Here is a 15,320-nt window from a genome sequence, read left to right on the forward strand (position 1 = left end):
TCAGAACAATTCTCAGTCGCTTTTTATTCAACGTTATTTACAAACACAGTTAGCGCTAAGACTTTGGCACACGCAAACGCATCAGGCCTTCTTGTTGTACCGTAGCCACCAGCTTACCGTCTTGCCAAAACTGCCCATGGTTTAAGCCCTTGGCATTAGACGTGGTATCACTCCACATGTCATATAACATCCAACCGTTTAGATCAAAATTACGATGAAAATGCATCGAGTGGTCGATACTGGCCGCTTGCAAGCCGCTGGTCATAAAGCTAACACCATGTGACATCAGCCCTGTACCAACCAGATAAAAATCGGACGAAAATGCCAATAGCGCTTGTTGAATCGCAACAGGTTGATTGCCCAATTCGCGGATACGCAACCAGTTCGCCTGCTTCGGTTTCATTGGCTCTGGATGAATCGGATCACGCGGTTTAACTGGTTTAATTTCGACATGGCGACGCCGCATAAAACGGGCTTTGAGTGCGTCTGGGACTTTTCCGACATACTCTTCTTTTAAATCTTGCTCAGCCAGCAAATCCTCTGGTGGCGGATAGACAGGCATGTCTTCTTGATACTCTAAACCCTCTTCCATCGGCGAAAACGAGGCTATCATTGAAAATATTACTTGCTCAATGGGCGCTTTACCACGCACTTCTTTATACTGAATCGCCGTCACTTCACGCGCAGACAGACTACGACCGTCACGCAAGCGGCGCACCTGATAAATCACTGGCTGCGTGATATCACCACCGCGCAAAAAATAGCCGTGCAGTGAATGACAGGGCTTGTCTTTATCCAGTGTATGCGCCGCCGCCATGATGGCTTGGGCGAGCACTTGTCCACCAAAAATACGACTGCCAACATAGTCATGGCTCTTACCCTCAAAGACATCGGGGGTCACTTCAATAAGCGCTACAGTAGCTAGCAGCTCATCAATCAATTGCGAATAATCGGACATGACGGTATGTTTCCTTATTTTTATCAAAAACGCTAAGCATCTGAAAATACGCACCCAACGATATCAATATCATATCGCGAAAGACAAAAGACACTTTGCATTTGAATGTAAAATAATATGAAATCACTTGCTGAAAATGCACAAGAGAGATTTAACACGAAAATTTTAGCGCAAAAAACACGGTCATAGCAGCGCTATCACCAGCATTTATTATATCGTTGTTTCAGCTTAAAAGAAGTACAAAGCAATCGAGTACAAAGGTATATGTAATACTTCACACGAGACGCGGTCACCCTTTTATAGCAAACGGGCTATAAATCGAAAAGATAAACATCTTACCCAATATCGATGGCTTTGACTAGAGAGCGACACTCACTTGGCAATACCATGTTGATATTTTTGCTTAACATGCCTTAGGGCGCGTCCTAATATAAACGATATTAATCATAAAAAAACGAGATGCTATTAAACATCTCGTTCTTTTGATCATTTGAATTTATGGCTTCACTGCCACTAACACACGGATGGAGTCTGGGACTAATAACAGACTCCCTAGTGCTTGCTCACCTTGGGCTTTTAGCTGCTCCAAGCGCTCAATTTCGGCAGGACGTACGTTAGGATTAATCGTTTGTAGATGCTTTAGACGTTTGATTTCACGTGACCACTGCTGGCTAAAACGGGCACTGGCTTGTTCGCCAATCTCAGCAAGCTGCTGACGGGCAATCTCTTCCGCTTCATAATAACGCTGCTCAATTACATCACCGCGTACTTTAATGACTTGGCGAGCACGGTTTTTATCCAGACGTTCAATATGCGGCATAATCATCTCCGCACTGATACGCGAGGACAAATCACTGCCTTGCTCACTGATAAATACACGGATATTTTGCGTGGTCAGCGTCGCTGGTAAATTGAGCAACCTTGGCGCAATGGCTTCAACGCGGAAATTCACTTCGAGCAGCACCATACCTTGTGGTACAGCAGAACTTTTTAGCATCGCCACCGTGGTATTACCAAAGGTGCTGGTACTCGCCAACTCATAAATTGCGCGCATCAATGGATGCTCATGAGTGATAAATTCGATATCTTCACGCTGTAGTGCTTGCTCACGCTCGAATGTCAAGGTCATGCCATCTTCGTCACCGAGTGGCAGACCATCGATATAATCACTAATTTCAGTGCTGTCAATCGGAGCAATCACCCACGAGCCATCGCGCTGGATATTGTGATCGATATTGGCTGAGGCAAAAAAGCGCTCAATAAACTGCGGCAATAGATTATGACCATCAAAATCGCGCATGGCGTCAGCGATACGTTTGGCAACATGTGGGCGACACGAGTTGTATTCTAATAGGCGATCACGACCCGCTTGTAGCTGTGCCTCTAACCCCAATCGCGTCTGTTTCGCTTCTTCGATGATATCTTGTAGTATCGCACGGTTCTCGTCAGTATCCGCGCCTTCAAGCATGGGCTTTAGCTCTTGAATATACTGCTCTTGCACGCTCTGCGCCGTTGGAGAGATTTGATTAAACATATTCAGCGCGTCGTGATACCAATGATACAGTCGCTCTTGTGCGGTGCCCTGTACATAAGGCACATGGAGCATAATTTGCTGCGTTTGTCCGATACGATCTAGGCGACCAATGCGCTGCTCTAAGGTATCTGGATTGGCTGGCAAATCCCACAATATCAGCTGGCTGGCAAACTGGAAGTTACGACCTTCCGAACCAATCTCTGAGCATAATAATATCTGAGCGCCTTCGCTATCAGCAAAGAACGCTGCTGCTTGGTCACGCTCAAGCAAGGTCATCTGCTCAGTAAAGATAGCGGTTTTAATACCAGCATGCAGACGTAATACCGCCTCCAAGCTCTCAACCGTCGCGCCACTACGGGCAATCAACAGTACTTTTTTGTGCTTAAGCTCGCCGCGCAAAATATCAATCAACCAAGGCACACGTGGGTCATCTTCTAGCCAGCCACCATCAGGTTGGTTTTCTTCGCCCCATAGCTGCTCACGCAATTTACCATTGGTTTGATAGCTGTCTTTCCATGCGGCAGGTAATGCCAGTGGATACGGCTGGCTACTACGACCATAGAACCCTTTCACACTTTCACGGGTATTACGGAATAGAATACGACCTGTACCATGACGATCTAATAGCTCGTTAAGCGCATAGGTGCGCAGTTTTTCGTCATCATTAATCGTTGCCAACTCATCAAGGCTGATGTCTAACAAGCTGCTTAAAGCGGCAATTTGACTGTCGCTTAATGGCTTATCTTCTATCAATACACCAGCGACAGCAGCCGTTTCAGCAAAGGCTTCTTGACCATCAATAAACTCATCCAAATCATCAAAACGGTCCGGATCAAGCAAACGCAAACGAGCAAAGTGACTTTGTGCGCCAAGCTGTTCTGGCGTTGCTGTCAATAGCATGACCCCTGGCGTTTCTTCAGCAAAATCAGCAATCAAGTCATATTTATCATTACCGCCTTGCGCCTCATCCCAATGCAGGTGATGCGCTTCATCGACCACCAATAAATCAAACCCTGCATCCATCGCTTGGTCGTACAAATCAGGGTGATCGAGTAATAAATCCATACCCGCAATGATACATTGCTCAGTGGCAAAGACGTTTTGCTCAGGATCGTGCTCTTTAATGGCTGCTGCACGTACCAAATCAAACAAGGCAAAATTTAGATTAAAACGACGACGCAGCTCAATCATCCACTGATATTGCAGACTGTCTGGTACAAGAATGAGTACACGCTCAGCTTTGCCTGTCAATAGCTGTTGATGAATAATCAAACCTGCTTCGATGGTTTTGCCCAAACCAACTTCGTCAGCAAGCAACACACGCGGCGCGATACGTTTGCCAACTTCATGAGCGATATAGAGCTGATGCTCAATGATATCGACACGCGCACCCATCAAGCCTTTAAGCGGATGACCCGCTAGCGCCGACTGCATACGCAAGATATCTTGACGCAGCTCATACCAATCACCACGCTCAATACGACCAGCCAACAGACGCTCAAGCGGCTTAGCCAAAGTGATATTGGCAGCCAAACGGGTTTCCATAATGCCTCGTTCATGCTCATCGACACTGTATTTGAGTACACCCATCACTTCTTCGACCGCGGTTACGGTATAGCTCTTACCCGCTTGATCAGAAATACTATCGCCGACTTTAAACACCACGCGTGATAATGGCGCGGAGTTTTTGGCGTAGACGCGCGTCTCTTCACTTTGTGGAAATAGAATGTGCACACATCGGTCATCTACATCGATGACCACACCCAAGCCCAGCTCGGACTCCGTATCAGATAAATAACGTTGACCAACGGCAAATTCAGTATTGTGCAATGAAGCGATAGAGATAGTCATAGGGCGATGTCTTTTGTACTCAGATAATAGGAAAAAATAGATAGCTCATAATGAGATTTGCTAGCGTGAATCACTAGCGCGATGTCATTACTTAATAGTCTGAGAGGTCACCGGCCATACCGGCAGCGTCAGCTCATTAGCTAGGTCGCAAGATAAAGCCGACCATTATATAACGTTAGCAGCTAGATGAGTGCGCTAAGTTGACTTTTCAAGAGCAGATTATTGCAAGATTATATCAACGCCAAGCATAAGTTGGTCATATAAAACAATAAGATAACGACTCGCAAGTAAAGAAAAAATATTGTCATTATAAAATTGATTCTGTATTGTTAAGAAATGCAATAGAACATTTCTTCTTTCTTACCTTAATTATTCAAACGCACGTCTACCCATACTCTTTTGCCGCCTAGTATTCATGATTAATTATCCTTAAGGATTTATGGGCACAGTATGGCCTTCTATAGTCCTTTAAGTTATAAAACTATCGATAGTTAAGTCGGTTAAGTTATAAGAGTAAAGCAGTACTTTTAATTTTTTTGCCATTATGTACAGACCATTTTAATTAAGATTACGCATTACCACCTAATTGATTGCCACCAATACCTAGCATTGGCACTCTTCTTCGTGGTCACTATTATCCAAGGACTATCACCATCATGAGTGCCTCCAAAAAAGTTGGCTTTTTTAATCAAGTCAGTACCCAAGTAACCACTATTTTATTTATTGCTTTTGCGGTCGTACTGGCGGTCGTTGTTTATGTTGTTGATAAAGAGGGCTATGAGAAAATCCGCCTTGAATCTGCAAAACTGGTGGCTGAACGTGGTAATACCGCGGTAAATAGTATTTCAGCCGATATCAATCGGGTGATGCGTAGTGCCTTACTACTACAGCAAAGCGCGCAAACCTTGCCCACAGAAGAGGCGATTTTACAAACCAGTACTGCCAACGCCTTTGATAAGCGTGATTATAACTTACTGGGTAGTGGTGGTATTTGGCCTGAAAAAGGGGCTCTTGGGGCAAATACCGCGACCCATCCATTTTTGATGGTTCGTCAAAACGGCGATTATCAAGCGGTGTTAAGCGATCCAAATCCTACCAATCCTTATTATCAAGAAGATTGGTTTAGCGTCTTAAAACTGCTCAAACCTGAGAGCTGTATTTGGAACCATGTGCGCGCCAGCCAAACCAAAGGCGAGCTGGCGATGAGCTGCGGTGTGGCAATCGAGCGTGACAATCAGTTTTGGGGTGCCAGTACGGTTAACTTTACGCTGAATCAGCTACAAGAAAACATCGTCAAGTTAAGCGAAAGCTCAGGCTCAGGCTACATTCTACTCTTGGATAATAGTGACAAGGTGATCGCCTCCTCTAACCCTGAACGTTTAAGCTATATTGATGAGAAAACAGGTACGCCGCTTGATATCAAACAAGTCATCAACTCAGACCCTGCTTGGCAACCCGTGCTTGATTTCTTAGATGTCCAACGTAATGAGATCATCGAACAAGTCGCCGCCAGCGTCTCACCACAAGTTCAGCAGGTACTGACCACGCTTGATAAAGCTGAAACTGGTACGGCAAAGGGTTATTATTTGGTGAACTACGCCGCTTACCTAAATAATGGTGAAAACAAGCAAAACGCCATGGACAGCCGCTTATTACAGAGCTTTGAGTTGGCAAAAGACCGTTACTACAATGGTAGTCAAGCCTATGTGTTTGAGATTCCTGAGACTTATTGGAAGCTAATCGTTGTCCAACCTGATGCTGAAATTAACGCCATTGCTGATAATCTCAGCGAAAACTTGGTTAACTGGATTGCATTAGCACTATTGATCACGGCTGGCGTCATTTACTTCATGCTGACTTTCTTAGCATTCAAACCCTTGAAAGAAACCACTGATAAAATCTCTGAAGCGGAAAACTTAATTAATAATAAGCAATACAATAAGCTGAGTGAGGTTAAATTCGCAGAAGGTCGCAACGAGATTGGACTGGTGAATGGCTCTATTAATGACCTGCTAGACCGAATCCAGTCTAACGAAGGTAAGCTTGCCAACATTAACCAACAGCTAGAGATTAAAGTCGAAGAACGTACTGCTGAGCTACAAGAAACGCTAAAAGAGCTGAAAAACTCGCAGTTGCAATTGATTCGTTCAGAAAAAATGGCAACGTTGGGACAAATGGTGGCAGGCGTTGCTCATGAAGTGAACACACCTTTATCATACGTGCAAAATAATCTTGAAATTATTGGTCAGTTGACGGAGCAATACGAAGAGCTGATTGAATTGGTACAAGGATTAAAAAGCGTTAAAACTGATGCGGCGACTGATGGCAAAATTGACAAGCTATTGGCGGATATTATCCGTGCTTCTGATGAAATCCAAGAAGATGACCTGTCAGCTGAATTAAAAGAGCTAATTAAAGATTCATTATTTGGCGTCGAGCAAATCACTGAGATGGTGCTGAACCTACGTAACTTTGCCCGTCTTGATGAGTCAAAAGTGAAAACCATCGATGTGCGCGAATGTATCGAAGCCTCGCTTAAAATCGCTGGTAACTCTATTAGACATCAAGAGATTGTGACTGATTTTGCGCCCACGCCTGAAGTGAAATGCTCACCGTCGCAAATCAACCAAGTCTTGGTCAATCTACTGAACAATGCCGCGCAAGCCATGGGAGAAAAACCTGATGGCAAAATCGAAGTGCGCACCCGTGCCGATGATCACAATGTTTATATTGATGTCATCGACAACGGTAAAGGTATGAGTCCAGAAGTTCTCAATCAAATCTTTGAGCCGTTCTTTACGACCAAAGGCGCAGGCGAAGGCACAGGTCTTGGTATGGCAATCAGTCAGCAAATTATGGAGCAACATAATGGCGATATCAAAGTCGTATCGACCGAAGGCGTTGGCACCACATTTACGTTAATACTGCCGATTAATAATAACTTAACAGAGCAAAACCTAGTCGTGTAAGCGCTGGATCAGCTGCCCTGTGACGTAGAACATATTTAGATATTTAACGACTATTATTCATCATCATAAGGATATCATCATGAATGAATTAGAAAATGACTTAACCACAGTTGAAACCAGCGCTGAATCAAAGCCGAAGTTGGCATTTATCGACGACGAACAACGCATTTTACGGTCTATGAAACTGCTGTTTCGTAAAACGCATGACGTGTTTATCACCACCGACCCGACTGAGTATATTGACTATATCAAGAACAACCATGTACACGTGGCGGTCAGTGACCAGCGGATGCCTGAGCGAGTCGGTGTGGATATCTTACGCGAAGTAAAAGATGTCTCACCTTCTACCATGCGTATCTTATTGACGGGCTATGCCGATTTAAACGCGATTATTGGCTCTATTAACGATGGTGAGATTTATCGTTATTTGACCAAGCCTTGTAAATCTGAAGAGCTGATCACTGTGGTCGGACGTGCAACCGAAATCGCCTTGACCTATAATCCAGACGAAGATGCCGATCAATTCGACAGTTCAGGTAATAAGCAAACGCTGCTAGTGATCGATGAAACCAATGAGTTGATTGAGCAAATACGTAAGCAATTTTCTCACAGTTATAAAGTACTGCACGCTGAGAGTTTAGAAGAAGCGTACGATTACTTGGCAAATGAAGATATCGGTGTTTGTATCACCGATATCAATGTCAGTGGTGAGAATATCGCGCCGATTATCTTTACCTTAAAACAAGATGCGCCGCATTTAGTGGTTTTGGTACAGACTGAATTTCAAGACGCTGGCTTGCTGATTGATTTGATTAATAAAGGTCAAGTCTATCGCTGCTTGCCGAAACCGATGCGCGCCAGTCTGCTTGAGATTAGCGTCAACCGTGCGTTTCAGCATCATGCGAAACTCAAAGCTAGCCCTGACTTGGTCAAACGCTATGAAGTCGAGCATGACCCTGAAAACGACGTTCGTATTGACTTGAGTAGTCGCGTACGTAGCCTTATTGGCAAATTGCGTAAACGCTTTTCTTTATAAGTGCATAAAACCAAATAAGCACAAAAGACTACCGTCTCAATCAACAAAACCTCTATTTTAATATTGAAGTAGAGGTTTTTTGCTTTGTACTTTTTTAACGACCTTTTTGACTAAAATCACCAACGTGCTACATTAAGTCGATCATTATTAAAATCATTTTAAAATAACTATTTAATAAGGAATAACCATGCGCGCGGTTTTTTTAGATAAAGGCACTTTTTCTGATGGCATCGACTTGCCAGCCCCAGCAGGCATCAGCGACTACCTCATTTATGATGATACCCCAAAAGATAGTGCTGTTATTGTAGAGCGCTGCAAAGATGCCGACATCATTATCACCAATAAAGTGCAAATCAGCGCTGAAGTGATAAGTAAATTGCCCAAGCTCAAGCTCATTCAACTGACCGCTACTGGTATGAACAACGTCGATCAAGACGCTTGTGTTGAGCACCATGTGGCGCTTTATAATGTCGCAGGTTATGCAGTCAAAAGTGTGCCCGAACATACCTTTATGCTCATGCTCAACGCCATGCGCGCGGGTATTTATTATCATCAAAAAGTCGCTGATGGCACATGGCAAGCAAACGGTAATTTTTGCCTACTGGATATTCCGCTAATAGATTTAGAAGATAAAACACTAGGTATTATTGGCATTGGCACTATTGGCAAACGCGTGACCGACATTGCTCGTGCCTTTGGGATGAAAGTATTATGGGCGGAGCAGCAAGGACGCGCACCGCGCAATGACGACTATACCGCGTTTGACGACGTACTGGCACAGTCTGATGTACTGAGCCTGCATTGCCCATTAAACGAGAAAACTCAGCACCTGATTAATGCAGATACTTTAGCAAAAATGGTCAAACAGCCGCTCATCGTCAATGTCGCTCGTGGTGGCATTGTGGATAGCCGAGCGCTGACTGACGCCATTAACAATGAGCAAATCATCGGCTATGCCAGCGATGTGTTTGAACAAGAGCCAATCACCGCTGACGACCCTTTATTGACCATTGCCAAGCATCCCCGCGTTATATTTAGCCCGCATAATGCGTGGGGCAGCAAAAGCGCCCAACAAACCTTGTGGCAGATCTTAAGCAAACAAGTTACTGATTTTATTAATAGCCATTAAAAAACATTTAGCAAACGACTGTAACCAAGCGACCTTAACGACTAAAACGTAACCAATCATCTTTTATTTTGCGATGTTTGAGCATGATGCGGTCGCTTAGATAGTTGTTTGTCACCCGCCAAGGATATATATCGCCTTGCTTGGGTAGCTCATGTTGAGCGCGCTTGACATATCCTGACGATAGCGCGCCCATCACTGTATCTGTCTGCGTAAGCGCTTTGGCATCTTTAGTCTGTGCTTGTGGCAATACCACTTGATAGCGATGCTGATGCATATAGCCCAGCAGTCGCATCACATACTGACACGCCAAATCGATTTTTAGCGTCCATGAGGCGTTGGTATAACCAAACAGTGCCACCATGTTTGGCAACTCTTCAATCATGACCGCTTTATAAGTCATGCGCGAACCAATATATATCGCCTGCCCGTCAATATATACTTTGGCACCGCCGAGCATTTGTAGCTTTAATCCTGTCGCTGTGACGATGATATCAGCATCGAGATGCTTGCCAGAATCAAGCATAATGCCTGTCTTGGTAAAATGGCTGATTTGATCGGTGACGACGCTGGCGCGTTTGCCATGCAATGCTTTGAATAAATCACTGTCTGGCACCGCACATATTCGCTGATCCCAAGGATTATAGTCCGGTACAAAATGCGCCACATCGATACCGCTACCCTTTAGCTCTGTTTTGACACCGCGTTTTAATAACGCTTTCATAAACTTGGGTGCCAATATAGCCGCTCGATAAGTACCTTGCTGAATCAATACATTACGAGTACGCAGCAGCGTATAAGCCTGCTCTTTCGACAACGGTGAAAATTTGCCTGCTAGCCAATCAAGCGTATAATCATCGCCCGGTACACTTGCCACATACGTGGGAGAACGCTGTAACATAGTGACGTGACGCGCGCATTGCCCACCTTTTTCATCCACCAAAGCTGGCAGCAATGTCATCGCTGTGGCACCGCTACCGATAATAACTACCTTCTTATCGTCATAATCCACATTTTGCCAATGCTGCGGATGGATGATTTCACCTTGAAAATCTGCTTCTTTATTAAAAGAAGGACGATAACCTTGCTCATAATCGTAGTAACCCGTGGCGCCAACGACGAACTTTGCTGTTACCGTAAACACCTCACCGCTGGCATGATTTTTTACCATCGCCGTCCATTGTTGATGGCTACTTGACCAAGACAGCTGCTGCACCTCGTGCTGATAGCGAATATGTTCGCTGATACCAAACTCACGCGCCGTATCAGCAATATAGTTTTTAATATCACCGCCTTTTGCCAAAATCCTGTGATTTAGCCATGGTCTGAAACTGTAGCCAAACGTCAAGGCATCAGAGTCAGAGCGGATGCCTGGATAGGTGAATAAATCCCATGTACCACCCAAATCTGCTCGTTTTTCTAACACCAAAAATCGCTGTGCACTTTTCTGCTGTTGCTTTGATGATTTGCGTTTCTGCTTACTTGGATTTTTATGACCAAACAGTCCTTTGTGTTTTTGCTGCTGCAATCGGCACGCCATACCAATACCGGCAATTCCTGCACCGATAATCAGTACTTCATAATCCACTGGTGTGTCTGAGAGTGCCGATTGAGGTTTGAAGCGTTTCTTAACTGCCTGTTTGGCTGCCGTCATATCAAGCATAATACGTTCCTTGTTTTTGCATGATGGGTTTAAAAAATTTGGCATAAATCCATTTAAAAAGGGCTTGGGCTTTCCCAATCCATCCACGCACCAAGCGTAGGATGCTTGAGACGCAATTGCTGAGCATGGAGATTAAGCCTTGGCGCAATCGCTAAAGCCGTACCTTCTGCATAAATAGGATCGCCAATCATCACATGACCCACATGCACCATATGGACGCGCAGCTGATGACTACGACCGGTGACCGGCTTTAGCATTACGCGCGTGACTGTCTGACCGTTGCATTGCTCATGGCTGATAACTTCATATAAAGTTAAGGCATGCTTTGACCAGCTAGGATCGACGATATGGCGCGGTTTCATCTCCGGCTCATAGCGCACTGGTACAGATATTTCACCCGTTGCGCCGACACGCTCCCACTCTCCAAAGACGCGTGCCTGATATTTTTTTTGTGGCAAACGTTCAATGAATTGCTTACTAATATGGGTTTGCGCTTCGGCATTCTTGGCAAAAATGAGCAGCCCTGAGGTATCCATATCCAGACGATGAATCAGCTTGACTGCGGGATTGGCACGCTCAAGTCTCGCCAGCAAACTGACCTTGAGCGTTTTGCCATCGACACTCAACAGACCTACAGGCTTATCAACCACCCAAATATCATCATCTTCGTAGACAGTAATCTGTTGCGCAAATGCTTGAAAAAACTCAAGCGGATAGGCGTTTTCTTGAGCATTGAGGGCGTTGACTTCTTCAGCAGTAAAAGGCATAAAAATAGGCACTTATATAAATGGGCTTGAATGATTAATGAGCTTACATATGAAAGCTGTCTTAAGTGGTAGATATTAGAGTATAGATATAGTGTTATAAACCGCTTATTTTTGAGTAAAAGATACAGACAGTATTATCAAGTGACAGATAAAACCATGCCTGTGTCGTTATGTGTCGATTTATTGTGCTAATCGTAATTGTTAAACAATTTAACCAGCCTGCATCTGTTAACCCTGAGCAAACATGTTAATATAATGGCACATTTTAACCACTTCTAAACGCTTCTTTGGTCACCCATCATTCTATTATGCAACAAATATATTAGTTGATGGATGGCGATAGAAATAATAAAACAAGAGAGATAAATTATGCCAGACCTTATTTTACATACTACCGATGCCGACTTTGACAAAGACGTATTGCAATCAGATGTGCCAGTATTGGTAGACTTCTGGGCAGCATGGTGTGGTCCTTGTAAAGCAATCGCCCCTATTTTAGAAGATCTAGCCACTGAGTACCAAGGCAAAGTTAAAATCGTCAAAGTTGATGTGGATAGCAACCCACAAGCGGCCAGCCGTTTTGGTATCCGTAATATCCCAACACTATTTGTCTTTAAAGATGGCGAAAAAGTTGACTCAGTGATGGGTCTACAGCCAAAAGCTGAATTGGCAAAAGTGTTAGACAAGCATCTCTAAGTCGAGACTTGCTCGTTTTGCATAAGCATTCTAAAGAGACAGCAACACCGTCGAAAAAGCCATTATCTAACGTAGATAATGGCTTTTTTGCTTGTTTTTTATGCAAAAAACTCAATTAGACGACTTTTTTGGCAAAATTTATTGACAATGCTATTGTGAAGACCGTATAGTCTGCTGACAACAGAAAACTAACGGTTTTCCTAACTGTCTTATCGCTATTCTCCTCGTGTTTATCAACAAAAACACAATCGTCGTTATAAACACCATTGCTGAACGAAATGACTAAACACAATTACTGATATTGAGTTTTTGACGCAGACTCTTATGTAGACTTCTTTATCCTTATTTCTTATTACCTTGCATAAACGATTGCAATTCGTATATAAGCTGACACGTAATATCTAAACTACATAAATCCAGCTCTGTGCACGCACCCTCTATCACCATACTATCGTTGTTTTAATCACTATCGTGACTTGTGCTGCTAATGGCATCTCTCATCTGATCAATTGCTAATGACCTATCTATGAATCTTACTGAATTAAAGAAAAAATCAATCGCTGAGCTATTGGCTATCGCCAAAGAAATGGGTCTTGATAATATGGCGCGTAGCCGTAAACAAGACATCATCTTTGCTATCCTAAAAACCCATGCGCGGAACGGTGAAGCCATTTATGGTGACGGCGTACTTGAGGTTCTTCCGGATGGTTTTGGCTTTTTGCGCTCATCAGAAGGCTCATACTTAGCCGGTCCTGATGACATTTACGTCAGCCCTAGCCAAATTCGCCGCTTTAGTCTGAAGACGGGTGATAGTATCGCTGGCACGATTCGTCCACCAAAAGATTCTGAACGTTATTTTGCGTTATTGAAAGTTGGCGAAATCAACTTTGATACCCCAGATCGCTCACGTCATAAGCTTATCTTTGAAAACCTGACACCCCTATTCCCAACTGAGCATTTAAAACTCGAGCTTGGTAACGGCACCACTGAGGATCTGACGGGTCGTATCATCGACCTAATCGCGCCGATTGGTAAAGGTCAACGCTCTATCATCGTCGCACCGCCAAAAGCGGGTAAAACGATGCTGCTACAGACCATTGCGCAGTCGATCACTCGTAACAATCCTGAATGCTACTTAATTGTCCTATTGATTGATGAGCGTCCAGAAGAAGTCACCGAAATGGTACGTACGGTACGCGGTGAAGTGGTTGCCTCTACCTTTGATGAGCCGCCACAGCGTCATGTACAAGTCGCTGAAATGGTTATCGAAAAAGCCAAACGTTTGGTCGAGCACAAACAAGACGTGGTTATTTTACTGGATTCAATTACTCGTTTGGCGCGTGCTTATAACACGGTTATTCCGTCGTCAGGTAAAGTGTTAACCGGTGGTCTAGACGCCAATGCGTTAGAGCGCCCAAAACGCTTTTTCGGTGCTGCGCGTAATGTCGAAGAAGGTGGTAGTTTGACCATTATTGCCAGTGCCCTTATTGATACTGGTAGTAAGATGGACAGCGTTATCTTTGAAGAATTCAAAGGTACAGGTAACCAAGAGATTACGCTTGAGCGCGATCTGGCTGAAAAACGTGTCTTCCCTGCGATTAATATCAAAAAATCTGGTACACGCCGTGAAGAGCGTCTGCTTAATGAAGATAAACTGCGCAAAGTTTGGATATTGCGTAAGCTATTACAGCCGATGGATGGCGTACAAGCCACTGAGTTCTTACTAGACCGCTTAAAAGAAGCGAAAACCAATGATGAATTCTTTGAGCAGATGAAACGTAAATCACAGAACTAATGATAGATCCGTGCTGCTTTGCCATACTCAATAGATAAGTAACTTAAGTAGAAAAGACCGCACTCATGCGGTCTTTTTGTTTTTGTATTCATATTTTTATATATTCAGGCATGTCCTGAATTTAAAAATGAGAACAGACCTTAATACCTCACTATTAAACGCCAAAAGTATTATTTTCAAAAACAGTTAGCTTACTATCAATATAAATACAATAACCCTAAGCAAAACCCCTACCAACGATACAGTGGAGAAACATCCTTTACAGGATATTTGCAAAGCTTAGCGCTTTTACTACGCCTAGAAATTATTATATGGGTTAGTATAGGAGCCAGTATAGATATACTCTGCTATCACGTGTTGATAGCAGTATAATTTTCGAGATATTTAACATCCTTGATGTAATCCTTACTAATGCAGACCTTTGTATGTCTTGCGGTAGCACAATAGATTATTCTAAGATACTTGCCCAAATATTCTAATACAGCTTACTATCGGTATTAAAATTAGTGGTAATAAAAATATCGTATTTTGATTTTGATAAACTAACTTGATAACCTAACAGGTGATACTATGAAATTTGCTAAAACTATCGCAATGACTGCTCTTACTAGCTCTGCCCTTATCATGGGTGGCTGTGCAACTAATGGATACAATAGTGGCTTGAGCAATACCGCTAAAGGTGCTGCTGCCGGCGCTGCTGCTGGTGCACTTATTAGAAGTGGCGGCGATAGCAAAGACATCGCTCGTGGCGCACTTGGTGGTGCTGCAGTAGGTGGCGCTGGTGCTTACATTCTTAACAACAGCAGATAATCGCTAAATGATTATTTGGTGCTATCAAGACCGTTTTTAAGCATTTCAACTGTGTGTATTTTAAATCCATTGAATATGTATAAATTGAATATGTCTAAAACGCTTTAAAATACAA

At 43.6% G+C, this 15,320-nt stretch carries 10 protein-coding genes; 6 read left to right on the forward strand and 4 right to left on the reverse strand.

The features are described from left to right. Positions 1–55 precede the first annotated feature (55 nt). Together JMY05_RS10040 and rapA are read right to left on the reverse strand one after the other, a co-directional pair. Positions 56–958 (reverse strand): acyl-CoA thioesterase, encoded by a 903-nt coding sequence (locus JMY05_RS10040; RefSeq protein WP_045452453.1) that lies wholly within the window; start codon positions 956–958, stop codon positions 56–58. A gap of 496 nt (positions 959–1,454) precedes the next feature. Next, entirely contained in the window at positions 1,455–4,343 is a 2,889-nt protein-coding gene (gene rapA / locus JMY05_RS10045; RefSeq protein WP_201614986.1) for an RNA polymerase-associated protein RapA, read from the reverse strand. Between the two features lie 656 nt (positions 4,344–4,999). Between rapA and JMY05_RS10050 the strand changes: the two genes are divergently transcribed. The 3 genes from JMY05_RS10050 (at position 5,000) to JMY05_RS10060 (ending at position 9,477) form a co-directional block, all read left to right on the forward strand. Further along, a complete protein-coding gene (locus tag JMY05_RS10050; RefSeq protein ID WP_201614988.1) occupies positions 5,000–7,312 on the forward strand; it encodes a sensor histidine kinase in 2,313 nt (770 codons plus the stop codon). 79 nt (positions 7,313–7,391) lie between these two features. Further along, entirely contained in the window at positions 7,392–8,348 is a 957-nt protein-coding gene (locus tag JMY05_RS10055; protein ID WP_045445938.1) for a response regulator, read from the forward strand. 187 nt (positions 8,349–8,535) lie between these two features. After that, positions 8,536–9,477, forward strand: coding sequence for a D-2-hydroxyacid dehydrogenase (locus tag JMY05_RS10060; RefSeq protein ID WP_045445936.1), 942 nt, complete (start codon positions 8,536–8,538; stop codon positions 9,475–9,477). Positions 9,478–9,511: 34 nt separating this feature from the next. Here JMY05_RS10060 and JMY05_RS10065 read toward each other — a convergent pair whose 3' ends face one another. Together JMY05_RS10065 and JMY05_RS10070 are read right to left on the reverse strand one after the other, a co-directional pair. Next, positions 9,512–11,137, reverse strand: coding sequence for a flavin-containing monooxygenase (locus JMY05_RS10065; protein ID WP_201614989.1), 1,626 nt, complete (start codon positions 11,135–11,137; stop codon positions 9,512–9,514). Positions 11,138–11,190: 53 nt separating this feature from the next. Then, positions 11,191–11,904 carry an RluA family pseudouridine synthase gene (locus tag JMY05_RS10070; protein ID WP_045445934.1) on the reverse strand — a complete coding sequence of 238 codons (714 nt, stop codon included), beginning with the start codon at positions 11,902–11,904 and terminating at the stop codon, positions 11,191–11,193. 369 nt (positions 11,905–12,273) lie between these two features. On the opposite strand from JMY05_RS10070, the gene trxA reads away from it, so the two are divergent. From trxA to JMY05_RS10085, 3 genes are all read left to right on the forward strand, one after another. Continuing rightward, positions 12,274–12,600, forward strand: coding sequence for a thioredoxin (trxA, locus tag JMY05_RS10075; protein WP_201614991.1), 327 nt, complete (start codon positions 12,274–12,276; stop codon positions 12,598–12,600). A gap of 526 nt (positions 12,601–13,126) precedes the next feature. Beyond that, on the forward strand, positions 13,127–14,395 hold the full coding sequence (rho, locus tag JMY05_RS10080) for a transcription termination factor Rho (protein WP_201614993.1): 1,269 nt from the start codon (positions 13,127–13,129) through the stop codon (positions 14,393–14,395). 570 nt (positions 14,396–14,965) lie between these two features. After that, on the forward strand, positions 14,966–15,205 hold the full coding sequence (locus JMY05_RS10085) for a hypothetical protein (RefSeq protein ID WP_055125335.1): 240 nt from the start codon (positions 14,966–14,968) through the stop codon (positions 15,203–15,205). The last annotated feature ends 115 nt before the right edge of the window (positions 15,206–15,320 follow it).

It is taken from the genome of Psychrobacter sp. JCM 18902 (assembly GCF_904846615.1).
GTDB lineage: Bacteria > Pseudomonadota > Gammaproteobacteria > Pseudomonadales > Moraxellaceae > Psychrobacter.

Excerpts from the sequence above, each read along its gene's own strand:
- JMY05_RS10040 (WP_045452453.1), bottom strand. The coding sequence starts at position 958 with ATGTCCGATTATTCGCAATTGATTGATGAGCTGCTAGCTACTGTAGCG.
- rapA (WP_201614986.1), bottom strand. The coding sequence starts at position 4,343 with ATGACTATCTCTATCGCTTCATTGCACAATACTGAATTTGCCGTTGGT.
- JMY05_RS10050 (WP_201614988.1), top strand. The coding sequence starts at position 5,000 with ATGAGTGCCTCCAAAAAAGTTGGCTTTTTTAATCAAGTCAGTACCCAA.
- JMY05_RS10055 (WP_045445938.1), top strand. The coding sequence starts at position 7,392 with ATGAATGAATTAGAAAATGACTTAACCACAGTTGAAACCAGCGCTGAA.
- JMY05_RS10060 (WP_045445936.1), top strand. The coding sequence starts at position 8,536 with ATGCGCGCGGTTTTTTTAGATAAAGGCACTTTTTCTGATGGCATCGAC.
- JMY05_RS10065 (WP_201614989.1), bottom strand. The coding sequence starts at position 11,137 with ATGCTTGATATGACGGCAGCCAAACAGGCAGTTAAGAAACGCTTCAAA.
- JMY05_RS10070 (WP_045445934.1), bottom strand. The coding sequence starts at position 11,904 with ATGCCTTTTACTGCTGAAGAAGTCAACGCCCTCAATGCTCAAGAAAAC.
- trxA (WP_201614991.1), top strand. The coding sequence starts at position 12,274 with ATGCCAGACCTTATTTTACATACTACCGATGCCGACTTTGACAAAGAC.
- rho (WP_201614993.1), top strand. The coding sequence starts at position 13,127 with ATGAATCTTACTGAATTAAAGAAAAAATCAATCGCTGAGCTATTGGCT.
- JMY05_RS10085 (WP_055125335.1), top strand. The coding sequence starts at position 14,966 with ATGAAATTTGCTAAAACTATCGCAATGACTGCTCTTACTAGCTCTGCC.